This window comes from Pleurocapsa minor HA4230-MV1 (assembly GCA_019359095.1).
GTDB classification, from domain to species: domain Bacteria; phylum Cyanobacteriota; class Cyanobacteriia; order Cyanobacteriales; family Xenococcaceae; genus Waterburya; species Waterburya minor.
The window spans coordinates 306,352-328,744 of sequence record JAHHHZ010000036.1 but is presented as its reverse complement, the minus strand read 5'-3'; the positions used below and the strand labels follow the sequence as shown (position 1 = coordinate 328,744).

Sequence of the window (22,393 nt, the reverse complement as noted above, 5' to 3'; positions counted from 1 at the left end):
TCGCAAATGCTTTAGCATAAGCTTCGTGACCGTAGGGAATCCTTTAGGGCAAATAGGAAGTAGTATTTCGAAGATTTCCTAACGTTTTTACCTACAGCTATATTTGTTGCCCAATCTAAAATTAGCCGCCGTATTCCCAGCCAGTGCTAGATAATAAGAGCTGATCGCCTTCTCGGTGAATCCCTGAAGCAATTACTTCGCCAACATATACTGTGTGGTCACCTTCTTCTACTGCGCCGACTACCTTGCATTCAATATATCCTAAAGAGTCTTGGATAATTGGACAGCCTGTTGCTTCTCCCTCATAAAATTCTACATCTTCAAATTTATTACCAACACGGGTTTTTGGTCGAAAGAAAGATGCTGCTAAATCTTTTTGTGCTGATTCGAGGAAACTAATCGCAAATACTTGAGTGTTTTTAATCATTTCATGAGAGACAGTGCCTTTTTTAACGCAGTTAACGACTAAAGGTGGTTCAAAAGATGATTGCATTAACCAGCTAACGGTAAAACCATTCATTTCCTCCCCTTCCTTGACACCGCAGATATAAAGTCCGTGGGGAATTTTACGCAGCATTATTTTTTTTGCTTTCTGGTCTAACACAAGCCTTACTCCTTGATTTAAGATCATCGAATCATTAGGCAATAGTTTATCAAGCTTCCGTAGTCAGAAAAACTTTCTTTTGATAGAAAAATACTTTATGCCACACGTAACAAAGTTAAAACATTTTTGAAATACTACTTTTTATGTCCTATTTCCTATTTCCTACTTCCTATTTCCTACTTACGAGCCAATTATTATTAATGTCCTAATCTAACTTTGTACGACTATCACTTGGAGTATGCCAAATTTAGCTAAACGACTGATTGGATTGACGGGGGGAATCGGCACAGGCAAGACTACCGTCTCTAATTACCTCGCAGATCGATATGCTTTGCCAGTCTTAGATGCAGATGTCTATGCCAGAGAAGCTGTAACCCCAGGTTCGCCAATTTTCCAAGCTATTTGGCAGCGATATGGTGACCAGGTTAAGTTACCCGATGGCGAGCTTAATCGCTCTGCTTTAGGGGAGATTATTTTTAACAATCCTCCAGAAAAACAGTGGCTAGAGTCGCAGATTCATCCTTTTGTGCGCGATCGCTTTGCACAAGAATTACAACATTTAACAAGTAACATAGTAGTGTTATCTATCCCTTTGCTGTTTGAAGCGAATTTGATGGCTTTGGTGACAGAGATTTGGGTGGTAAGTTGCGATCGCTCTTTACAAATTGAACGATTAAAGCAGCGCAACGGTTTAACACCTCAGCAAGCAGCAGCCAGAATCAACAGCCAAATGCCTTTGGCGCAAAAAATAGCTTTAGCCGATCTGGTTTTGACCAATGACGCTGGATTAGCCGAACTTTATGCCCAAGTCGATGACGCTATGCAATCTAATAGGTCGTCAAGTTTGAATTGATGGGTTGAGATTAGGTAGTAGGTAATGCGTGACTTCTATACGTACTATCCCTCAAAATAATTTTGACACACCACTAGAACCAAAAACAGCTGTAAAGATCGATAAATATTATTAAATAATATAATTTTCTGGTTAAACGGTAACAATAGCTACAGAAATTAGCTATATTATTTATGTGTAAAGCAAAAATAACTGTATCTGCTGCGATCGCAGTAGGTACTTAAATGACAACTGCTTTGTCGCATATAGAAAATTATATTGAGTAGCAAAACAAGACAATGAAATTACAATTTAGAGGCAAATCTTACGAAGCTCCTCATCTTGAGTGGGATGTCAGTGAAGGAGAAATTGGTGGAAAATATCGTGGTAAACCTTGGAAAGTCCACCATTTGAAAGAACAACATCGTCGTAAGCACGTTAAATCAGAGCTTACCTATCGTGGTGTTCACTATACCCAAGATTAATTTTAATTATTGTTCGTTTAGAGGTGCTAAGATTTAGTGCCTCTAAGAGGATGTCTGAGAACTCAATTCTGTTATGCTTAGACCCTAGCAGATCCCCCCTAGCCCCCCTTAACAAGGGGAGAATCGGAATCAAAGTCCCCCTTAACAAGGGGGATTTAGGGGGATCTACCCACTGGAAACGTAGCAATTAGACTTTTCAGATATCCTCTAAGTCATGAATTTTATACTTTGACTATCATTTATTTTTAACCAGAGATATTTTAGTAATGTTAAATTTATCCCGCTCTTTAAATTATCGAGACGCTCCAGGCGATAGTGAATTAAGCGATCGCTTAATCGTAGATCCTTCAGTAAAGATTAAATTGCCGCGTCACATATCTTGTTTAGAAAGTCCTCAACATAATCGGACGACTAATACTCTGCATCAAGGTTCGCAAACATACTCTGCAAGACGAAATACTGACTCAGCAGAAGCTACTAACCTAGCTGTTAATATTCTCCGATACCAGTTGCAAGATACTCTTGCTCAGCAGAAACATATAGAAAACTTGCAAAACAGTCTCCAACATCGCTTAAAAGTAGCCCAGGCGAAAGAAAACTATCAGCTTGTAACTATGCTGCAAGAGGAATTTAGACAGTTAGAAGCAAGTAAGTAAGCTAGCTGCTAAAAGTTTCAATTCCTAATGAAAAAGATTAAGTCTTGTTGGCATTAAGATATTGGCGTAAACGAAATAGACTTAAAGTCTGACCGAGATTGAGGGGTAAAATCGATACCCCTTCCAAACGAGATTGCAACCAACCATCACCCCAATGCCATTCATGAAAGCCGTCAATACCTTTACTCAATAGTAGGCGGAGGCTGTGATCTTCAACAATATCTACCTTGTGGTCAATTTCTACTAATCCTAAAGAGCTAACAAAAGTATCTCCAGGACTTAGCTTGCCAGATAAGGAGGCAAAGTTTTGGGGCCACATCCATTGCTTCAAGCGATCGCTTTGGAGTAAGCTGTCTTTAATCATTTGCTCTGAAGCGTTAACTTCAATTCGCAAGTTACTTTGCTGAAAATTTCCCAACATATTTGCTCAACCTTAATTCTTGGGATATTTACCCTAAGATCAGTTTAGTAGAATTTATCAAGTAGTTTCAATACGGCAGCTTAAAAATATTTAATTAACTTGCTACTTCTGTACGGGCGAACAGCCGTTCGCCCCTACCTTCTGACTTCCTATTTCTTAACTCGCTTCACATAATTAAACAATCGGTCAGGGCAATCAAACCTTTGTGGAATGGTAAGCTAGCAGTTGCACTTAAAAAAAATATTAAACAGGAATTATAAAATGAGCGAAGTACAGGAAACGCCATTACTGTTAAGAGCAGCCCGTGGCGAAAAATTAGAGCGTCCTCCTGTTTGGATGATGCGCCAAGCGGGAAGATATATGAAAGCGTATCGTGATATTCGAGATAAATATCCTAGCTTTCGTGAACGTTCTGAAATTCCTGAAGTAGCAATTGAAATCTCCTTGCAGCCTTGGAAAGCTTTTCAGCCCGACGGTGTGATTATGTTCTCCGACATTGTTACCCCACTTCCTGGTTTGGGTATTGAAATGGATATTGCCGAGGGGAAAGGCCCAATTATTAGTTCGCCGATTCGTTCACAGCAGCAGGTAGATGAGCTACACGCTTTACAACCAGAGGAATCTCTACCTTTTATTAGAACTATTTTAGAAAGCTTGCGCTCAGAAGTAAACAATCAATCTACCGTCTTAGGTTTTGTTGGTGCGCCCTGGACTTTAGCTGCTTACGCCGTAGAAGGCAAAGGTTCTAAGACTTACGCAAATATCAAGGGGATGGCATTTTCCGACCCAACGATTTTACATCAGCTATTAAGCAAGTTAGCAGATGCGATCGCTACTTATGTCTGTTACCAAATCGACTGTGGCGCTCAAGCGGTGCAGATGTTTGATTCTTGGGCGGGACAACTATGTCCCCAAGATTATGAAGCCTTCGCTCTACCATATCAACAGCAGGTATTTCGTAAGGTTAAACAGACTCATCCTGATACACCACTGATTTTATTAGTTAGCGGTAGTGCTGGTTTGCTTGAGCGCATGACTCCTTCAGGGGCAGATATTGTCAGCGTCGATTGGACGGTGGATATGGCTGAGGCTAGACAGCGACTAGGTAAAGATATGAAGGTACAGGGAAATATCGATCCTGGTGTTTTGTTTGGTTCTCATGACGTAATTCGCGATCGCATTTTAGATACAATTCGCAAAGCAGGGAATCAAGGACATATTCTTAACCTAGGACACGGGGTATTGGTGGGTACTCCTGAAGATAATGTTCGCTATTTCTTTGAAACCGCCAAGCAAGCGGATCAATTATTGGCGCACGCTTAGCAATGAGTCCTAAAGGATTAGCTCGCAAGCTCGCGTCACAGTGAGCAATGAGCAGTCTGCCCTAAAGGATTAGCTAGCGCGTCCGTCCTTCGCGTCGCAATTAGGAGAAGTTTAAAGTCTCTTCTAATTGCGCTAAAAGCTAATGGCTAATGGCTAAGAGCTAAAAGCTAAAAGCTAATAGCTAGGGCGCAGCCCTTTACTTAAACAAGTCTGGCTTACGTTCGGAACTACTCGGTGTTGGTGCAGCAGCATTGCTTTTTAGGTATTGTCCTGTACCGCCGTCAGCGGGATCTAAAAATGGTTTCAGGTTAATATCTTCGGGTGAAGATTTACGGGAGTTATTACGGTTGCCACTACCACCATTAATCACCTTACCGATTTCGTTTAAAATATCGCTTCCTCCTCCTTGGCGATCGCCAAAGGTATATACTCCTTGAGTAGAACCACCATCGTCAGCAACCAGTAAATTATCGAAGATCAAATCACGAGTTAATTGGGGATCTTGTCCAGGGGGAACGGTTAGAACCAAACGGCAATCTGTAGGATCTACTTGGGTTGTGACGCAGATAGTATCATAGCCATTTTCGGTTCCTGTAGTTAACTCCAATAATCCATCATCACGATAGGATTCAAAGCGATCGGTAATCGCATTACAACGTTTTTGGGGAGTCCAGCCACCACCTAGTTCGCTAGGAATTGCCCAAGCATAACCCTGATCGGGTCGGCTTTCGGGATAATACATTACGGTGTATTCACCATTGACCAGTTCGCAGTTAAATCGAGTATCAGCGTTGCTAGTAGTCCGAGGACTGGCTGGCTCAGAGCCTGGTTCGTTAATAATCACCTCTGGCGGGTTGCTTTGAGCAATAACTTGACGTAAGTGTTGAAGACGATTGGGGTTTAAACCTTCAAGATCCAAAGCATTAACCTTAGTAGGGATGCCTAAAAAAGCGATCGCACCAGGAATACTAGCTAGTGAGACTAAAGTTTTAAAATGCTGATTTAAATTCATAGATCTGAGTGACTTTTTAATTGATGTTTGAAAAAATAGTTAGTGATTTTGTATAGTTATGAGGGTAATTATGTTGAATGCCTCATATTTAGTTGACGCTTCAGTATTTTTGACGATCCACAAAGGCAAAAGTTTCAGAGAAACCGAATAAAGTAGTGGATAATAACAGATAAATCTAATTTTCTATTCATTATCAAGTTAGCTAAAAACCAGCAGATTATCAAAAAATAGGGGTTTTATACAATTGAGTGTCAAACAAAGTTATGTTATTGCAGCCGAAGCATGGCAAGCTCTCGAATCATCTATTATCTACTATCGAGGTAAGCCTATTGGCACTTTGGCTGCTGGTGACTATAGCTCCCCTGCTATAAATTACGATCAGTGTTTTGTCCGAGATTTTGTGCCTGCTGCTTTGATTTTTCTCACTAGAGGCAGAACTGATATTGTCCGTAATTTTTTGCTTGAGACTCTCAAACTACAGATTAAGGAAAAGCAGCTTGATTTCTTAGAGCCTGGACGGGGATTGATGCCAGCGAGCTTTAAGGTGTTGCATCAGGGATCTGAGGAATTTCTCAAAGCCGATTTTGGCGACCATGCTATTGGTCGAGTTACTCCTGTAGATTCTTGTCTATGGTGGACATTTCTCTTAAGAGCTTACGTTAAAGCCACAGGCGAAAGTTCTTTTGCTCACAGTCCTGAAATGCAAAAGGGGATTAGATTAATTATCGAGCTTTGTCTCTCGGCACGATTTGATATGTACCCCACGCTACTTGTTCCTGATGGAGCTTGTATGATTGACCGTCGCATGGGAATTAATGGGCATCCTTTGGAGATTCAGGCGCTATTTCATACTACTTTGCGCTGCGCCAAAGAATTGTTGCTCTACAACAAAGAAAATGTCAAAATTCTCCAGGCAATTGAGAATCGCATTCCACCCTTAACTAGCCATATTCGTCATAACTACTGGTTAGATCCAGAAAAGCTCAACGTCATTTATCGTTACCATTCAGAAGAATATGGTGAAGATGCTTTAAACCAGTTCAATATTTATGCTGAATCAATTCCCTATGCTGAACTAAGTGAATGGTTTCCCGAACAGGGGGGATATTTAGCTGGTAATTTGGGTCCTTCTCACCTAGACTGTCGGTTTTTTGCTTTAGGCAATATGATAGCAATCCTGTCATCCTTGGTGACACTACAACAGGGACAAATTATTCTCCACACCATTGAAGAAAAATGGGAAGATTTAATTGGTTGGATGCCCATGAAAATCTGTTTTCCTGCCTTGAAGAATCGAGACTGGCAGATCCTGACTGGCTGTGACCCCAAAAATCGTCCTTGGTCATATCATAATGGGGGCAACTGGCCAGTACTGTTAGGTTTTTTTGTGGCAGCAGCAGTCAAAATGGATCGTGTAGATCTAGCGCAAAGAGCAATTGATATTGCTGCCAAACGTTTGCACAAAGACGAATGGGTAGAGTATTATGACGGAAAAAATGGTCGTCTAGTGGGTAAAGAGGCGAGAAAGTATCAGAATTGGACTATATCTAGCTTTCTCTTGGCTCAAGAGTTAATTGATGAACCAAAGTACCTCGACTGGATCTCTCACGATTAGGTCAAGCTTTAACTGTAGTAGATAGAGGTTTAATCCCTGCTTGATTGAGAATTTCGGGAATTAAGTCCTCGCGCTTGACTGCCATTAGGTGCACTCCTTGACAGATTGATTGAGCTAGCTTAACCTGTTCGGCTGCAATTTTTACGCCTTCCTCAAGCGGGTTTTCTGCCTTAGCTAAACGTTCAATAATAGCGTCGGGAATGTCTACTCCTGGCACGTATTTATTAATGAACTTGGCATTTTTAGCTGATTTTAACAGAAATATCCCAGCTAAAACTGGTTTATCACTAATCGAGGCAATTTGGGTCATAAATTTATCTAGCTTGTCAAAATCAGTAATCATCTGACTTTGAAAGAATTGCGCTCCTGCTTCCAGCTTCTGTTCAAATCTCTTTTGCAGACTTGACCAGCTTTTTAACTGTGGATCGACCGCAGCACCAGAAAATAAATTTAGGGCATCATCGGGCATGGTTTGATCGTTAAAATCGACGCCACTATTGAGTTTAGTAATTAGCTTGAGCAACCTGACTGACTCTAGTTCAAACACTGAGCGAGATTTCTGGTGATCTCCCGCCTTGACTGGATCTCCTGTGAGCGCCAAAACATTACGAATACCTAGGGCATAAGCACCCATAAGATCTGCCTGTAAGCCAATACAGTTGCGATCGCGACAGGCCATCTGACACACTGGTTCGATATCATGCTGTAAGAGAATTGTCGAAGCAGCGATCGAAGACATTCTTAATACTGCACGACTACCATCAGTAACGTTAACCGCATGAACTCTGTCTTTTAACTTTGATGCTACCTCCATCATTCGAGCGGGGTTGCCTCCTTTTGGTGGTGCGACTTCCGCCGTCAGTAAAAATTTTTTATCTAATACTGCTTGTCGAAAATTATTAGTCATGTAAGATTGCAAGGTTAATTATTAGTATGTTTTAACAGCCAAATATGAGTTTTGTTGGTTATTTTTTCATTATTCTAATTATTTCCATTATTTTGAGCGGATGCAGCTTTTGATTATTTTAAAAAGGTGGTAAAAATCCTAATGCATCTTTAACTCTAACTAATGTTTGATTTGCCACAACACTTGCTTTACTCGCTCCTTCTCTTAATACCGAATCAAGATAATCTCGATTATTCATCAATTCATAGTATCTAGCTTGAATTGGTTGTAGTGCTGCGATCGCAGTTTCGGTAAGCAAAGGCTTAAATTGTCCCCATCCCATATCCTGACACTCTGCTGCTACTTCTGCTTTGGTTTTGTTGCCGAGAATCTGATAAAGAGTCAGCAAATTATGACATTCGGGTCGTTCAGGATCGTCAAAAACCAGTCCTTTAACGGGATCTGTCTTACACTTTTTAATCTTGCGTTGAATGGCATCGGCAGGATCGAGTAGCTCAATCCGACTAAGTTCTGAAGGATCGGATTTTGACATTTTTTTAGTCCCATCCGTTAGACTCATCACCCGCGCACCCTCTTGGCGGATCATCGGCTCAGGTACTTTTAACACAGGCTGTTGCTTTTTACCAAATTGGTCATTAACTCTCCCCGCAATATCTCTGGTTAATTCCAAATGCTGCTTTTGGTCTTCTCCCACAGGTACTTTATCCGCATCGTAAAGCAAGATATCTGCTGCCATTAAGACAGGATAGTCTAGTAGTCCAACACCTACGTTTTCACCTTGTTTAACGGCTTTTTCCTTAAACTGGATCATTCTTTCCAACCAGTTGAGAGGAGTTACACAGTTGAGCAACCAAGCAAGTTCGCTATGAGCCGACACATGAGACTGTACAAAAATAGTCGAACAGTTTAAATCAATCCCGCTGGCTAAATATACCGCAGCCATTTTGAGGGTATTCTCGGCTAAAACTTTGGCATCATGGGGGACAGTAATGGCATGAAGATCGGCAAAAAAGAAGAAATTATCGTAGTCTTGCTGGATGTCTACCCAGTTACGAATTGCTCCTAAATAGTTGCCTAAATGTAAATTGCCAGTAGTCTGAATCCCTGATAATACCCGCTGCTTGCTCATGTTATTAATTACTGATTACTGATTACTAATTACTGATTACTGATTACTGATTATTTGCGAAGCTTATCCTTTAGGACTAATTACTGATTACTGGTTACTATTTAATTTTAGGGTTTATTCTGATGAAACAGCGATCGCCTTCATTTTTTTCGGCAACTAAATTATTAATTTTAATTGGTTTGATTCTAGGGGCGATCGCCGTATTATATCCTTTATTGGTAGTGCTGCAAGCTTCCTTTACTACTGCTGATGGTCATTTTACCTGGGCTAATTATCAACAGGCTTGGCATCGAGGAGGATTTTTCTTAGCCTTTGCTAATTCGACCATTGTGGCTTTGAGCGTTACGGCTTTACAAATTATAACTTCTGCCTTAGCGGGATATGCTTTAGCCAGACTAAAGTTTAAAGGAAAACAGGCGATTTTGCTCTTAATTTTAGCTACCTTAGTTATTCCCTTTCAATTACTGGTAATTCCCATCTTCGTCATTTTAAAATGGGCGCATCTGATCAATAGCTATTGGTCATTAATTTTACCCACAGCAGCTAATGGTTTTGGTATATTTCTGCTGCGCCAATATTTTTCTAGTATTCCCATCGAACTAGAAGAAGCTGCTGCTTTAGATGGCGCTAACCGTCTCCAGATTCTCACTCAGATTATGTTACCTCTTGCTCGCCCTGCGATCGTCACTCTTTTTCTCTTTACCTTTATTGGTGAATGGAATGATTTATTTAAACCATTGGTCTTTACTACCCGTCCAGAATTACGTACAGTACAGCTAGCATTATCTGAGTTTCAAGAACAGTTTACTAGTGATTGGTCTTTGTTAATGGCTGCGGTGGTAATCGCTACTGTTCCAGTCTTGGTTTTATTTTTGATTGGTCAAAAACAATTTATTCAGGGTATTGGTTCGACGGGAATTAAAAATTAGTTACAAATCCTATAATAAAAGTTACCTTGCTCGGCAGTATCAACAGTATCAATATATGCTTATTTCGGCAGATCTACTTTTCTTCAATTGTTAGCTGCATTAAAATCTTCTGTCAAAATTTTTAGTCGGACAATTTGCTCTCCTTCTTCATCTAAAGGTACTTCAATAATCTCTCCTGTTAAAGACTCCAGGCAAGTTAAAAGCGATCGCAAATGAGGATTAGATGCCCCCGTTTCCACATACAGGCGATCGGCCACATTACTCATCCGTTTCCAGGTAGTATAAAGTTTGCCTACTGTTTGTTCTAAAGTAGTAGCCTGTTTAACTAAATCCGCAGCAGTGTTGATACAGTCTAGTCTCAGGGCTTCTTCTAAAGCTAATTCCATGTCTACCGCTTTATCCCGCAAAGTTTGTACCTGGGCAGCCGCATCGAGGTATTTAGCCAGGTTTTTGGCTTCAGTGGTCATCATTTTGACCGTATCAATATCAGGACTTTCGGCAATTTCCCGTTTGATTTCAACTAAATGAGATTCTGGTAGCTTCTCCATTTCTCTGACTAAAGGGGCAAGGTGACGTGTGGGTAAGATGCCTGCTGTTGCCTTTTCCTTAATCTCATCAGGTAGTAATTCTGAACTCATCGCTGTCCACTCATCAGAAAGCTGCTTGACTTCACGACGGGTAATGCGATCGCCTTTTTGAGCAGCCTCGCTAACTAATTGTTGAATTTCGGGGGCAGATTTAGCAGTTTCGACAAATGCCCGCTTACTAAAGTTATTAATATTTTCAGCATCCAACATTCCATCTGCTAATAGAGTGTCGGCACTATTTGCCAGTTGAATTAAAGCATAAGCCTGAGATTTAGTAATCTCGCGATCTTTTAGCCAATTCAGAAAACCTGCCCCTCTACCTTCACCGCCTTTCTTTTCCCTGTCTCTAATCGAGCGTAATACACGCCCGCGCCAGATGTCTGTTTGCAGATCAAAGCGATCGCATATTTGCCAGATCTTATCTAACTGATTTCGGAAATCAATTTCCAGAATTTCTTCATCTTCAGGATCGGGCAAATCAAAATTAAAATCGGCGGGAATCTCCAAAGCGGCAATAATTTCTTCTTGGGAGACTCCATTTCCATTGGCTAGGGTAACTTCACTCATGCAGGGCTTAAATTTACTGATAAAAGATGTGTCTATGGAAACTCTTAGCTCTTAGCTACATTCTCCCACTCGTTGGGATTAGCTTGTGATTCTAACTTAATACCTCGTTTAATAATCCCATAGCTTTGACCATATATTGAGAATTGATCTTCGTTTTAAATTAAGCTTATGATTAATTCATGATTATTCGAAGAGAAGCTTTAAAATCTAAAAAGTAGATATTCCTGCGCCAATTGTTTCTAGTCATTCTGTAGGCTGGAATGATCTAATTGTTGCTTACGATAGATATCCTTATCCGTTGTCGGATTGAACGAGCTAAAAACTTAATGCAACAGGGTAAATTATCTCTTGCTGAGATCGCAACTCAGGTAGGTTTTGTCGATCAAAGCCATCTTCATCGTTATTTTAAACGTTTGGTGGGTGTTACGCCTAAAACTTATGGGAAAATACAGTAGGGATAGCGATCGCTCTACAAAAAACCAGAATATCCAAACATCGAAGAAATATACAAGATAGTTAACTAGAAAACATTTAATATCGACGCTGTAACCACAAATAAAAGCGATCGCTTTTATATCTGTTCCTTTTGCTTCACTGCTATGCTGATGAGCGCGGACAACAGTTGAATCTATTATTTGATATTCATTGTCACTATCTTGTGCAAGATCTTGAAAAACTAATGTTCTTAACTCGAACTGAGGTTAAATAGTAAACTGTGGTTTAAGCATATAACTAGGTTGGGCTATGCCAAAAAACTTGAGCATTGCTGGTGCATATTCTAGATAATCAACAGTATCCTTAGTTTTACTACTAGTTGGGCTATTATAGACAATCAAACTGCCCTCTGGGCAATGTCTACCTGAATGGTGATCTTCAACTCGAATCTGTTTAAAACCTAAATCTAAATGGCTAAAACACTTGCCTTTGATCCAAAATTGCTCGGCACTGCCACTTAAATTAGTTGAAAGAGTAATCACTTGCTGATTTAAATCTATTTCTAGCCAAATATTTTTTAAGTATTGCTTAGACTCTTTGATAATTTGAAAACATTCTTGTGCTTGCTTTTGCGAGGTAAAATTTAAGCTGTATTGAGGAATCATTGCTGCATCTACTTGATAGTCATATTCTTTACCTTCACAGAGTAAATTTAGTAATTTTTGAATATTTTCCAGTATGTAGAAATGCATGGGAGTTTCTGTCAATTTCTCATTCGCAGCTTGTCCCATACTACTTACCAAGATAAGCGATCGCTCTTGTTGCTGACAATAATTAATTAATCGCTGTAAAAAATTATCTAATAAATCCAAAGATACCAGAATTTCTGAGGAATACTTATTTAACCACTGTTGGTCATAAAGTTTGAGGCTATAGTCTTCAGGGAATAATCCATACCAATAGCGGTGCATATTGGCAGCAACATGGTTGGTAAAAAAGATAGCTAAATCAACATTTTTAGATTGCAGTTGTTTGAAGAAAATATCCGCTAATAAAGTAAACTGTAAATTCCTTAGTCTTTCTTTATTGACTTTACCTGTTTTAATTCGAGCGACAAGGGTAGCAGCATCTAACAAAGTCTTAGTCTTTATCCCCAAAGCTGGAGATTTAACTAAAGTTGCAATAGCTTTTTGGCGAGGGAATTTGAGCGTTGTTGCTCGACCATTTTCTGAGGTAGCACTGGTATTTAAAACCTGAAAATCTTGAAAAATTTCGGGTTTGGTAAGGTTATTGCTGGCAAAACAATCGGGAATGACAAATTTATAATTACTGTTGTCTATATAGCTATCTGCTGGGGAAGAATGCAATGTATTAATTAAGCCTACATTTAGCCCACTTTCAGCTACTAATTTCCAATATAGGGGATAGCGATCGGGTTTGGGATCGTTATACCAATGAATTTGATGCTGATCGTATTCCACCCCAGTATTTAATGAACCCCAAGTCTGGGAAGGATACAAAAAACTTTCTTCTACATCTTTTGCTTCTGTTTTGAGTACCAAAGATTCATTTAATAATTTGGCGATAGTTGAATTAGGCTTTAATTCCCGATAGTGGTTTAAAACTTTTAAAGGAACTTCATTAATTTCAATAACAACAGCTTTTTGATTCATCTTTTTATCTTTAAACTAACCGTCTTAATTGATATATATCATGTTACTATTAAACTATTTTATTATTAAGTAAAAATACTCAGAATCTTAAAATAAAGTTAAAATTTTTTGTAGGGCGATCGCTTAATAATACCTTACCCTGAAGAGCGATCGCTCTAACTAGACAAGAAACAATTACACTTAAACATATCAGTAGATTATTTAGATTAAAAAAGTGATATTTAATGAGTAATCCGATTATTGAAACTCATTTAGCTGAAATATTAGGGCAAATTAATCAAAAGCTCGACAAACTCTCACAAGAAGTCACAGACTTGAAAACTGAGGTTAAAGGTGAAGTTAAAGCTCTGGATGCTCAAGTAGAACAATTAGACAAGAGAATAACTAACTCAGAATTTACTAATCGTGAATACTAATTGGAATTGTAGTGATTATTTTGGGTGGTGCTGCCAAGATTTTTGGACTGGTGGGAAATTAAATATTTACTCGTTCATGTTTTTATAGGTAGCAACAGAAGAAGGTGAAATACGATTGAGATAGCGGAAAATCCAATATTTTAAAACTGTGTCGAGAATCACGGGAAAAGTAGCAATAAATAAGAAATTAAAATCGCGATTTTCAGGTAATCCTAAATGCCGAGCAACACCTTCTAAAATAATTTCCCATCCGTGGGGAGAGTGATAACCGACAAAAATGTCCGTTAACAAAATAATTAAAAAAGCTTTAGCACTATCGCTTAAACCATAGGCAATTTCATCGAGGAACGATTTAATCACCTGAATTTCTCGTTTACAGAAGTAAACAATGCTACCAAAAGCCACTAATGAAAAGAAATCAGCAAAGACATTGCTGATCGCATTAATACCTCGCCCGCGAAAATCTTCGGCTAACTCTTCTGCTTTTACTTTTATTTCTAATTCTTGTTCTGCTTGAGAAAGAGGAGGTATTAAACCAATAATACTTTGGAAACGAAGCTTTTCTTCATATTGGCGTAATTCAGCAAAAGCTTCTTCTTCGAGATCTTTATTAATAAATAATACTTGTTGTGGATGTTCATCAAAGTATTTTTGCACCAAAGGAGTAATGAAGACAGTTTTGGTTACTTGATGTGTTAACAAAGGCACAATAATTAAGACTAGTAGAAAGCGAATTGAAATTGCTGTCTTGTTACGGCTTTTACGAAACCTTTTAACTATTTCTTCCTCACTATCTTCTAGTTTGGGATCGATTTCTTGTTTGATTCGGTTAAGCGTCCGCATAAATGAACGTGGTAAAACGCTAGTTTTATCAGTAATAGTTTCTGTATTAAGTTCTTTGCCATTTCTTTCTGGGAATGATTTGTTTAGAGCAATTGAACGCTCATTTTTATTAATAATTAATCGGTTGTTTTTTTGATTTTTGTCTAAACGACGAGTCGGCGTAATTTCTAAATCTTGGACAACAGCAGTTTTATATTTATCAGTAATTGCGTCAATAAAAGCTAACTTTTCTATGGTCGTCAGCTCACGAGTATCATCAAAACCATTACTGTAGCGTACAATGATCTGGCTAGAATCATTTGCTTGATTACTTGAAAAAATTAATAACCCACGGCTAATTTTAAATTCCGTCAATCGAGCATTAATCGTATTAAGATAGTTTTTAACATCTCCCTTGAATACTTTGATGACGCTGGGGGAATATTCGACAGAATTATTAGATACGATTTGTCCTGCAAAATGATCGTCTTCGATCGCCTTGATTCTGATTGCTGCCCGATATGCTGCATCCAATGCTCTTTCTGGAGTAGCAGATAACCAACGTCTGCCAACATTAAAAATATCTTGAAGTTTCATTAATTTTAAACAGCACAAGCAATAATTCGGATAATCGTGCCTAGTCTGAGATCGAGTCAGAAAATTGGTACTTTACATAATACTTTACATAATAATGAAGTATAAGACTTATATTAATAACTTAGTCAAATAATAGATTTTGCTTATTTTATCTCTTTGGCTCACTGGAACATCGCGCACAGGAAAAACTTCTCGTTTAGTGGCAGAATTTTCTAGCTGGGTGAGAAAGCAGCTGCTCAAACCAAAGATTAAAGCTTTACCTGCAAATTTAGCCTCAGCTATTTTAGTCTTTGCTGCCAATAATCAAAATCGCCGTGAATTGAGCGATCGCCTAGTATTAGCGGTAGATGGTACTTATCCCGTGGTGTGCAAAACTCCTGTCGGTTTTATTACCGATGAGGTGATGTTGTTTTTCCCTTTGATCTTTGAAGAATTAAAGCTCAAGGCACAGTTTCCCCTTCGACTTCGCCCAGAAACCGAACAAGAATTAGCCACTCAGCTATGGCGTAATGAACCAGACTGGCTAGAGTTATGTGAGCTTGACGGTGAATATCGTTTAGTGCGACAAACCTTGGATTTAATGCAGCTTGCAGGGGCTAGTGGTGTACCGACAGAAGATATTTCGGCAATACTATATCAGGGAATGTCTAGTAACGATTTAGGTAGCGAGAGCCAACGTCATTACAGAATGGGAGAATTACTGCTATCGTGGCGTAACTGGTGTCTAGAGCGCGGACTACTTACCTATGGCTTGATTTATGAGCTTTACTGGCGTTTTTTGCTGCCCAATCCTAAATATCAGCAGCATTTGAATAGTCGTTATCAGGCAGTATTTGCTGATGATGTCGATGACTATCCCGCGATCGCGCGCAATTTGTTTGAAGTTATGCTAGATCGGGGTGCATCTGCGGTTTTCACCTATAACCCTGATGGTAAAATTCGCTTAGGTTTAAACGCCGATCCCGATTATCTGTCTGGTTTAGCCACTCGTTGCCATCAAGAACAGCTTTTCTCCACCACTGCTAACCTAGGAACTGAATTTGCTGATACGGCAGTAGAACTAGTTACAGTCGGCTCTTGGGGGAATTTGCTACCTGAAACTAACGATCTAACATCTGCTCCTGAGACAATCCAATCTTTACAAACTATTTCCCGTGCTGAATTATTGCGACAGACTGCGGAAATCATTATTCAAGTCGTAGAGCAAGATATTAAACCCTCCGAAATCGCCATTATTGCCCCTGGTTTAGACGAAATTGCCCGCTATAGCCTAATTGAAATTTTAGCAGCCAAAAACATTCTTGTAACGCCTCTAAATGAGCAACGTCCGCTGAATAGTTCTCCCCTAGTCAGAAGTTTATTGACTTTGTTAGGTTTAGTTTATCGAGATTTAGGTCGCTTGGTAGAGCGTGATGCGATCGCCGAAATGCTGATCGTCTTAAGCAAATCACAGATCGATCCTGTAAGAGCAGGTTTAATTGCCGACTATTGCTATCATGTCGATCCCGAATTTCCTTATCTATCGACCATAGAAGCTTTTCCCCGTTGGGATCGTCTGGGACATCAAGCCACTAATGCCTATCAAAAAATTGTGCGCTGGATTGAAGCAGCTAAAATCCGTCAACAGCAACAAAGTTTTTTAACTCCGACAATCTTACTATCCGAAGCAATTGAATATTTTTTAAACAGTTTAAACAGTAGCTCTTTAACGAGCGATCGCCTAGCCATATTGCGAGAATTAATGGAAACTGCCCAACATTTCTGGGAAGTAGACCGCAGACTGAGACAAAACGAGCCGAGCTTTCAAACCCAGACTGCCACTGTCGCCCAGTTTATCCAATTATTACGCAGAGGGACAATTACCGCTAATCCTCGACCGTTACGCCAATTTTCGCCCAAAAGAGAAGCCGTGACCCTAGCAACTGTCTTTCAATATCGTCAAGAGCGATCGTCCCATCGTTGGCAATTTTGGTTAGATGTCAGCTCTCCCCTTTGGTCACAAGGTGGTGCAGCCACCCTGTTTGCTGCGCCATTATTCCTCAAGCAGTGGACAGGAAGAACCTGGATGCCCGAAGACGAATATGCTATGGATCGAGAACGTTTAGAGCGAATTTTGCGGGACGTTATGGCTAGAGCGACCGAGAAAATATTTCTCTGTCATAGCGACTTAGGAGTTAATGGCACAGAGCAAGCAGGAGCATTATTACCTTTAGTTCATGCCACAACTCAATATCTCGATCTCGATCCACTTGCTAATCAACAGACATCCTCAATGGGTAATGGGTAATGGGTAATGGGTAATGGGTAATGGGTAATGGGTAACGAGTAACGAGTAATGGGCAATCAGTAATTAGTAATCACTACACTGGTTGATAAGCAGGAAAATTCGTATAACCTTCTGCACCAGGGGAATACCAAACATTCATCTCTGCATCGGGATTAAGTTCCCAATTATGGGCAAAACGAGCTGCTAAATCAGGGTTACTGATATATGGTCTACCAAAGGCAACTAAATCTGCATCTCCAGAGGCGATCGCTTTTTCCGCATCTGTGCGATCGTAACCACAGTTACCAATTAAAACTCCAGCATAAATTTTTCTGAATTCTGCAATGGTCATTGGCTCACCTAATTCATGGAAGCCAAAAGCCAAACCATCTAGTAGGTGCAGATATGCTAATTGATAGCCGTTTAATTGTTGAGCGATATAGGTGAAAGACTCGCGGTAATCTGGTGAACCCATATCGTTAAAACTACCATTAGGAGAAAGCCTAACTCCGACACGTCCAGCATCCCAAACAGTTAAGACTGTTTCGACTACTTCTTGTAAAAAACGATAGCGATTGGCAATACTGCCACCATATCGATCGGTGCGATGATTGGTTTTAGACTGTAAAAATTCATCGATTAAATAGCCGTTGGCAGCATGTATCTCGACACCATCAAAACCCGCCTCTTTAGCGTTGGCTGCTGCTTGGCGATATTCTTCTACTACTAAAGCTATTTCAGCTGTTGCTAAAGCTCTAGGTGTTTCATATGGCTGTTTACCACTAGGAGTATGCGCCTCACCACCTTCAATCTCGATCGCGGAAGGAGCTATCGGCAGTTGATTATTTAATTGGAAACTGCTGTGGGAAGCTCTACCTGTATGCCATAGTTGTAAAAAGATTTTTGACCCCTGCTCATGTACCGCATCTACTACCTGTTTCCAGGCTATAGTTTGCTCAGGAGTGTAAATTCCTGGACTATTTGTCCAGCCATAGCCTTGTTGAGAAATTGCCGTACCTTCAGAGATAATCAAGCCTGCACCTGCACGTTGAGCATAATACTTCGCCATCAAAGCGTTGGCTGTTTTCTCTTCACCCGCACGTCCGCGAGTCATCGGAGCCATTACCACACGGTTTTTTAACGATAAATCTTTTAGTTGAAAAGAACTGAGGAGGTGAGGCATGTTGGTGATAGTCATAGTCAATAATTAATCTGATTGAGAACAATAGTTTTAACAAAAGCTCTCAGCTCTAAGCTTTAAGCCTGATTTAATTCCTCCACTTTGCACATGGTAGAATAAGACATAGTGAGGGTTAAATCCCCTAATATGTAAGCTTATGGCTTATGGCTTAAAGCTTCGCGGTTTTAACAGTTTTAACGTTGGTAAGTGCCTACCAATCTGGCTTGAGCTGTAATATGATCGGCGATCGCCTCAAGTAATTGCTCTCGATTTAAAGCTGCCTGGAGTTCGAGGGAACGATCGAGAGCATATAGCCAAAAATAGTAATGATGCACGCCGTGTCCTGGTGGGGGAGCAGGCCCTGTATAACCCTTGTTGCCAGAACTGTTCACCCCTGCGGTAAAGAGATCTCCTCCAGCTTCGGCAATCTCGGTAATGTCGGCAGGAATATTGTAGACAACCCAGTGAGTAAATCCCCAAGGTAAAGGTGCATCTGGGTCGTGACAGATTAAGGCTAACTCTTTGGTTTCGGGGGGTATTTTACGCCACTGTAAGGCAGGAGATATATTTTCACCATCGCTAGTATAACGTTGGGGAATGTTGCCCAAAGGAGAAAATACAGGGCTACTAATTTCTAAATCTTTGAGTCTTAATTGCATAAAGGTCTTAATTACTCGTTCCTAAGATCTAGGCACAAATTTGTTGAACACTAGCAAGCATCTTTACTTCGTTCAACCATACATTGAGCTTGGGGGTGTTTTCTGTTAGCGCCTTAAATTGGGGCGTTTTTGCTAAATAAACAAAAATGGGAATTAGATAAAAATCGGCAATACTAATCATGCTGCCAACTAGAAAAGGAGTCCCGACAACTAAGTCTTCAATTGCTTTTAGAGCTTTTTGCGTTGGCGCGATCGCTCCTTCTACTGCTTGCTGGTCAGTTGTCCCACCTTGAGTAGGTACAATTAGATTCTGAATCACAATTGTGCCAATCGCAGGAGCATAAAGATAGCTATCTATAATCGCCATGATCTGATGCATCCGTGTCTGCATCAAAAGATCGGGTGGACTAAACTTACCCTGAGCCAGTTTTTGATTGATGTAGTAGGTAATTGCGGCTGTTTCGTAGATTGTTTGACCATCTATTTCCAGCGTGGGGACTTTACCAAAGGGATGCTTGCTTAAATAGCTTTGTGTTTTGTTGTCACCGTTAAAAATACCAATATCTTTTAAGTCATAGTCGATATTAGCTTCTGCTAGTAACAAACGAGTCGTACGGACATAGGTACTTACAGGTGTACCGTAAAGAGTGATATTAGGCATTGGTATTTAAAAATTAGTTCAATTTGCTGGGCTAGTTGCGCCATTGCGCCGACAGTTTTGATCTATTTAGCTGCTGGTTGTTTAGCAAATAATTCAATCGCCTTGGCATTAAAAGCAGGGATGTCATCAGGGTTACGGCTAGTTATCAAACCATTATCTTCGACTACTTCCTGGTCAATCCAGTTCGCCCCTGCATTTTTAAGATCGGTTTTGAGCGAAGGCCAAGAGGTAAGATTACGCCCTTTAACTACATCAGCCTCAATTAGAGTCCATAGTGCATGGCAGATAGCAGCGACGGGTTTGCCAGCATCAAAGAATGATTTGACAAACTGTACCGCTTTGTCGTTAGTGCGTAACTGGTCGGGATTGGCTACTCCACCAGGCAGCAGCAAGGCATCATAGTCAGCAGCTTGAGCCTTTTCTAAAGGAACATCTACAGCAAAAAAGTCTGCTTGATCAAAATGATTCCATCCTTGAACGCGATTGCTATTGAGGGAAATGATCTGAGTTTGCGCCCCTGCCTCTTCAAAAGCTTCTTTGGGCTTGGTTAATTCAACCTGTTCAAAACCATCAGCGACTAGAATGGCAATTTTTTTGTTATTTAATTCTTGTGACATGATTTTTGCTTAATTTTTACCTAATTATTTAATGCTTTATTGTTATAGTTCTTGCTTAGTTGGACGAATGATCATCTCATTAACATCAACATCCCCTGGTTGCTCGATCGCAAAGGTAATGGCGCGGGCGATCGCATCTGGATCAATTGCTACATTAGTCAACTGTTTGACCATCTCGGCTGATTCTTCATGAGTAATAGTACTGGCTAGCTCAGTTGCCAATGCACCAGGCGATATATTTGTCGAACGGATTTTGCCCTCAGATTCAAGCCTAATGCCTTCAGAAATTGCTTTAACAGCAAACTTAGTAGCACAGTAGACTGCACTCCCAGGAAATACTTTGTGTCCTGCTACTGAAGAAAGATTGATGATGTGTCCCGATCCTTGTTGCAGCATGAGTGGCATGACCGCAGCCACTCCGTAAAGTACCCCCTTAATATTGACATCAATCATTTTTTCCCATTCATCTACCTTCGCTGCTGCCAAAGGTGATAAAGGCATCAAGCCTGCATTATTAACTAAAACATCTATTTTTCCATAAGCTTCTTTGGTTGCCTGAACCAATTGCTCTACTTGAGAGCGATCGCTAATGTCTGTTACCTGATATTTAGCGACACCACCGTCTTTTTGAAGATCGGCTACTAAATCTTTCAGGCGATCTTCTCTTCTAGCTGCCAGCATTAGCTTCGCTCCATTTTTGGCTAATCGGCGCGCCGTAGCTTCGCCTAAACCACTGCTTGCTCCAGTAATAATGACTACTTTTTCTGCTATTTCAGACATTTTAGACATAGATTTGCTTAATTCGTAGTAGACCAGTCGTCTAGTAACTAATCAATGCTACTGACTAAAGTAGGTACAATAAATCTAACTAGAGGGGGATTTACGGAAAATTGATTGAAATCGTCAGTGAAAGTAAAGTCTTTAAAATCCCAATTTGTTAAGGTTGGATGTAGGTACAATTGCCTGTAAGATTTTCAGTTGCGGAGGATAGTTGTCAATCATGGTAGATCTAAAGTCAGCAAAGCAAGATAATCAACAAGTAACTGTAGTTCGCCCTGGTTTAAATCACCAGGATCTACTATGGCCCATTTTAATTTCTGTTTTGATTCATGGTTTAGGATTACTTTTTTTTGCACGATATCAAAGTCTTCAAACTGTTACACCAGAAAAAAGCGATCTCAAACCAATTGAATTTACAGTTGTTCCCAAAGAGTCGGCAGAGACTATCACTGAAGATCAAAGTGGCGATCGAGCAGCACCCCCAGAACCTACAGCAGTTACGCCACCAACGCCCCCTCAACCAGAACCAAGTCCTGCTCCTGCTCCACAACCGATTCCCCAACCCACCCCCGAACCAATACCTACGGTTAAAGACCAAACCCCAGTCCTATCAGGCTCAGATAGTGCTTCAACTCCAAAATCAGCAACAATTCCTGCGCCTCAACCAAAACCTGTAGCAACGCCACCCAAAAGCGATTCAGTAGCCACGAGCTTACCGCCCAAAAGCCCACCTATTCCTGAGTCTAATCAGCCCAACAAACCTGCAAACCCAGACGGTGTGAGTACCAGTGCAGGTGATTTATTAGGAGGAAATTTTGAAAAAACCCTTGCTAGTGGTGGAGACGCATTTTTTAGTCCAGAAGCTCTTAAATACAATAGTGTTTTAAATCCCGAACAGCTAGCAGCTTTAAAAGGTCTCGATCTCAGTGAATATCTGGCTGAAATGGAGGGAAAGGTAAAGCCTAACTGGAATCCTGCTTTTCGACAAGACGATCGTACTACTGTGTTAACTTTTAACATTGAAAAGAATGGTCAAGTTACTGGACTTCAAGTATCTCAAGGTTCTGGCTCTGATGAAGCAGATCGAGAAGCTTTAGAGGCGGTGCAAAATTCAGTCCCGTTCGCTCCTTTACCTGCCGATTTTCCCTTAAAAGCTCTGGAAATCACATTTAGCTTTAATATTCATATTTATTAAAACGTCAATTTGAGTTCAGATGGGC

General features: G+C 40.3%; 21 protein-coding genes and 2 pseudogenes. 10 read left to right on the top strand and 13 right to left on the bottom strand.

What is annotated here, in order from left to right:
• Nucleotides 1–121: 121 nt before the first annotated feature.
• A complete protein-coding gene (locus KME09_25495; GenBank protein MBW4537294.1) occupies nucleotides 122–604 on the bottom strand; it encodes a flavin reductase family protein in 483 nt (160 codons plus the stop codon).
• Between the two features lie 238 nt (nucleotides 605–842).
• Between KME09_25495 and coaE the strand changes: the two genes are divergently transcribed.
• From coaE to KME09_25480, 3 genes are all read left to right on the top strand, one after another.
• Nucleotides 843–1,457: a dephospho-CoA kinase gene (gene coaE, locus KME09_25490; GenBank protein MBW4537293.1), complete on the top strand. Its 615-nt coding sequence runs from the start codon at nucleotides 843–845 to the stop codon at nucleotides 1,455–1,457.
• Between the two features lie 278 nt (nucleotides 1,458–1,735).
• A complete protein-coding gene (locus KME09_25485) occupies nucleotides 1,736–1,921 on the top strand; it encodes a DUF4278 domain-containing protein (GenBank protein MBW4537292.1) in 186 nt (61 codons plus the stop codon).
• Nucleotides 1,922–2,187: 266 nt separating this feature from the next.
• Nucleotides 2,188–2,577 carry a hypothetical protein gene (locus tag KME09_25480; GenBank protein MBW4537291.1) on the top strand — a complete coding sequence of 130 codons (390 nt, stop codon included), beginning with the start codon at nucleotides 2,188–2,190 and terminating at the stop codon, nucleotides 2,575–2,577.
• 37 nt (nucleotides 2,578–2,614) lie between these two features.
• Here KME09_25480 and KME09_25475 read toward each other — a convergent pair whose 3' ends face one another.
• Complete coding sequence (locus tag KME09_25475) at nucleotides 2,615–2,998, bottom strand: hypothetical protein (protein MBW4537290.1); 384 nt, start codon at nucleotides 2,996–2,998, stop codon at nucleotides 2,615–2,617.
• Between the two features lie 261 nt (nucleotides 2,999–3,259).
• On the opposite strand from KME09_25475, the gene hemE reads away from it, so the two are divergent.
• Complete coding sequence (hemE, locus tag KME09_25470) at nucleotides 3,260–4,321, top strand: uroporphyrinogen decarboxylase (GenBank protein MBW4537289.1); 1,062 nt, start codon at nucleotides 3,260–3,262, stop codon at nucleotides 4,319–4,321.
• 196 nt (nucleotides 4,322–4,517) lie between these two features.
• On the opposite strand, the gene KME09_25465 is transcribed toward hemE, so the two are convergent.
• Nucleotides 4,518–5,333, bottom strand: a complete 816-nt coding sequence (locus KME09_25465; GenBank protein MBW4537288.1) for a COP23 domain-containing protein — start codon at nucleotides 5,331–5,333, stop codon at nucleotides 4,518–4,520.
• A 238-nt stretch (nucleotides 5,334–5,571) separates the two neighbouring features.
• On the opposite strand from KME09_25465, the gene KME09_25460 reads away from it, so the two are divergent.
• Nucleotides 5,572–6,948, top strand: a complete 1,377-nt coding sequence (locus KME09_25460) for a glycoside hydrolase 100 family protein (protein ID MBW4537287.1) — start codon at nucleotides 5,572–5,574, stop codon at nucleotides 6,946–6,948.
• Between the two features lies 1 nt (nucleotide 6,949).
• On the opposite strand, the gene KME09_25455 is transcribed toward KME09_25460, so the two are convergent.
• Nucleotides 6,950–7,855 carry a methylenetetrahydrofolate reductase gene (locus KME09_25455; protein MBW4537286.1) on the bottom strand — a complete coding sequence of 302 codons (906 nt, stop codon included), beginning with the start codon at nucleotides 7,853–7,855 and terminating at the stop codon, nucleotides 6,950–6,952.
• 118 nt (nucleotides 7,856–7,973) lie between these two features.
• Complete coding sequence (gene trpS, locus KME09_25450) at nucleotides 7,974–8,984, bottom strand: tryptophan--tRNA ligase (protein ID MBW4537285.1); 1,011 nt, start codon at nucleotides 8,982–8,984, stop codon at nucleotides 7,974–7,976.
• Between the two features lie 122 nt (nucleotides 8,985–9,106).
• Between trpS and KME09_25445 the strand changes: the two genes are divergently transcribed.
• Complete coding sequence (locus tag KME09_25445; GenBank protein ID MBW4537284.1) at nucleotides 9,107–9,913, top strand: carbohydrate ABC transporter permease; 807 nt, start codon at nucleotides 9,107–9,109, stop codon at nucleotides 9,911–9,913.
• Between the two features lie 83 nt (nucleotides 9,914–9,996).
• On the opposite strand, the gene KME09_25440 is transcribed toward KME09_25445, so the two are convergent.
• On the bottom strand, nucleotides 9,997–11,067 hold the full coding sequence (locus KME09_25440) for a hypothetical protein (protein MBW4537283.1): 1,071 nt from the start codon (nucleotides 11,065–11,067) through the stop codon (nucleotides 9,997–9,999).
• A gap of 290 nt (nucleotides 11,068–11,357) precedes the next feature.
• Here KME09_25440 and KME09_25435 point away from each other — a divergent pair.
• Nucleotides 11,358–11,522, top strand: a pseudogene (locus KME09_25435) (helix-turn-helix transcriptional regulator).
• 246 nt (nucleotides 11,523–11,768) lie between these two features.
• Here KME09_25435 and KME09_25430 read toward each other — a convergent pair.
• Nucleotides 11,769–13,175, bottom strand: a complete 1,407-nt coding sequence (locus tag KME09_25430) for a hypothetical protein (protein MBW4537282.1) — start codon at nucleotides 13,173–13,175, stop codon at nucleotides 11,769–11,771.
• Nucleotides 13,176–13,399: 224 nt separating this feature from the next.
• On the opposite strand from KME09_25430, the pseudogene KME09_25425 reads away from it, so the two are divergent.
• Nucleotides 13,400–13,653: pseudogene (locus KME09_25425) on the top strand (hypothetical protein).
• Nucleotides 13,654–13,657: 4 nt separating this feature from the next.
• On the opposite strand, the gene pxcA reads toward KME09_25425, so the two are convergent.
• On the bottom strand, nucleotides 13,658–15,010 hold the full coding sequence (pxcA, locus tag KME09_25420) for a proton extrusion protein PcxA (protein MBW4537281.1): 1,353 nt from the start codon (nucleotides 15,008–15,010) through the stop codon (nucleotides 13,658–13,660).
• A gap of 136 nt (nucleotides 15,011–15,146) precedes the next feature.
• On the opposite strand from pxcA, the gene KME09_25415 reads away from it, so the two are divergent.
• The gene (locus tag KME09_25415) at nucleotides 15,147–17,297 is read left to right on the top strand and encodes a recombinase family protein (GenBank protein ID MBW4537280.1); all 2,151 of its coding nucleotides are present in this window, start codon (nucleotides 15,147–15,149) and stop codon (nucleotides 17,295–17,297) included.
• 73 nt (nucleotides 17,298–17,370) lie between these two features.
• Here KME09_25415 and KME09_25410 read toward each other — a convergent pair whose 3' ends face one another.
• The 5 genes from KME09_25410 to KME09_25390 form a co-directional block, all read right to left on the bottom strand.
• The gene (locus tag KME09_25410; protein MBW4537279.1) at nucleotides 17,371–18,474 is read right to left on the bottom strand and encodes an alkene reductase; all 1,104 of its coding nucleotides are present in this window, start codon (nucleotides 18,472–18,474) and stop codon (nucleotides 17,371–17,373) included.
• 176 nt (nucleotides 18,475–18,650) lie between these two features.
• The gene (locus KME09_25405; GenBank protein ID MBW4537278.1) at nucleotides 18,651–19,115 is read right to left on the bottom strand and encodes a YbhB/YbcL family Raf kinase inhibitor-like protein; all 465 of its coding nucleotides are present in this window, start codon (nucleotides 19,113–19,115) and stop codon (nucleotides 18,651–18,653) included.
• Between the two features lie 28 nt (nucleotides 19,116–19,143).
• Entirely contained in the window at nucleotides 19,144–19,776 is a 633-nt protein-coding gene (locus tag KME09_25400) for a glutathione S-transferase family protein (GenBank protein MBW4537277.1), read from the bottom strand.
• A gap of 62 nt (nucleotides 19,777–19,838) precedes the next feature.
• On the bottom strand, nucleotides 19,839–20,393 hold the full coding sequence (locus tag KME09_25395) for a type 1 glutamine amidotransferase (protein ID MBW4537276.1): 555 nt from the start codon (nucleotides 20,391–20,393) through the stop codon (nucleotides 19,839–19,841).
• A 42-nt stretch (nucleotides 20,394–20,435) separates the two neighbouring features.
• Nucleotides 20,436–21,173: an SDR family oxidoreductase gene (locus tag KME09_25390; protein ID MBW4537275.1), complete on the bottom strand. Its 738-nt coding sequence runs from the start codon at nucleotides 21,171–21,173 to the stop codon at nucleotides 20,436–20,438.
• Between the two features lie 220 nt (nucleotides 21,174–21,393).
• On the opposite strand from KME09_25390, the gene KME09_25385 reads away from it, so the two are divergent.
• Complete coding sequence (locus KME09_25385; protein MBW4537274.1) at nucleotides 21,394–22,368, top strand: TonB family protein; 975 nt, start codon at nucleotides 21,394–21,396, stop codon at nucleotides 22,366–22,368.
• The last annotated feature ends 25 nt before the right edge of the window (nucleotides 22,369–22,393 follow it).

Coding starts and splice junctions, on each gene's coding strand:
- KME09_25445 (MBW4537284.1), top strand. CDS start 9,107: ATGAAACAGCGATCGCCTTCATTTTTTTCGGCAACTAAATTATTAATT.
- KME09_25385 (MBW4537274.1), top strand. CDS start 21,394: ATGGTAGATCTAAAGTCAGCAAAGCAAGATAATCAACAAGTAACTGTA.
- KME09_25485 (MBW4537292.1), top strand. CDS start 1,736: ATGAAATTACAATTTAGAGGCAAATCTTACGAAGCTCCTCATCTTGAG.
- KME09_25430 (MBW4537282.1), bottom strand. CDS start 13,175: ATGAATCAAAAAGCTGTTGTTATTGAAATTAATGAAGTTCCTTTAAAA.
- trpS (MBW4537285.1), bottom strand. CDS start 8,984: ATGAGCAAGCAGCGGGTATTATCAGGGATTCAGACTACTGGCAATTTA.
- KME09_25455 (MBW4537286.1), bottom strand. CDS start 7,855: ATGACTAATAATTTTCGACAAGCAGTATTAGATAAAAAATTTTTACTG.
- KME09_25410 (MBW4537279.1), bottom strand. CDS start 18,474: ATGACTATCACCAACATGCCTCACCTCCTCAGTTCTTTTCAACTAAAA.
- KME09_25390 (MBW4537275.1), bottom strand. CDS start 21,173: ATGTCTGAAATAGCAGAAAAAGTAGTCATTATTACTGGAGCAAGCAGT.
- KME09_25480 (MBW4537291.1), top strand. CDS start 2,188: ATGTTAAATTTATCCCGCTCTTTAAATTATCGAGACGCTCCAGGCGAT.
- KME09_25465 (MBW4537288.1), bottom strand. CDS start 5,333: ATGAATTTAAATCAGCATTTTAAAACTTTAGTCTCACTAGCTAGTATT.
- KME09_25475 (MBW4537290.1), bottom strand. CDS start 2,998: ATGTTGGGAAATTTTCAGCAAAGTAACTTGCGAATTGAAGTTAACGCT.
- KME09_25400 (MBW4537277.1), bottom strand. CDS start 19,776: ATGCCTAATATCACTCTTTACGGTACACCTGTAAGTACCTATGTCCGT.
- KME09_25395 (MBW4537276.1), bottom strand. CDS start 20,393: ATGTCACAAGAATTAAATAACAAAAAAATTGCCATTCTAGTCGCTGAT.
- coaE (MBW4537293.1), top strand. CDS start 843: ATGCCAAATTTAGCTAAACGACTGATTGGATTGACGGGGGGAATCGGC.
- KME09_25440 (MBW4537283.1), bottom strand. CDS start 11,067: ATGAGTGAAGTTACCCTAGCCAATGGAAATGGAGTCTCCCAAGAAGAA.
- KME09_25405 (MBW4537278.1), bottom strand. CDS start 19,115: ATGCAATTAAGACTCAAAGATTTAGAAATTAGTAGCCCTGTATTTTCT.
- pxcA (MBW4537281.1), bottom strand. CDS start 15,010: ATGAAACTTCAAGATATTTTTAATGTTGGCAGACGTTGGTTATCTGCT.
- hemE (MBW4537289.1), top strand. CDS start 3,260: ATGAGCGAAGTACAGGAAACGCCATTACTGTTAAGAGCAGCCCGTGGC.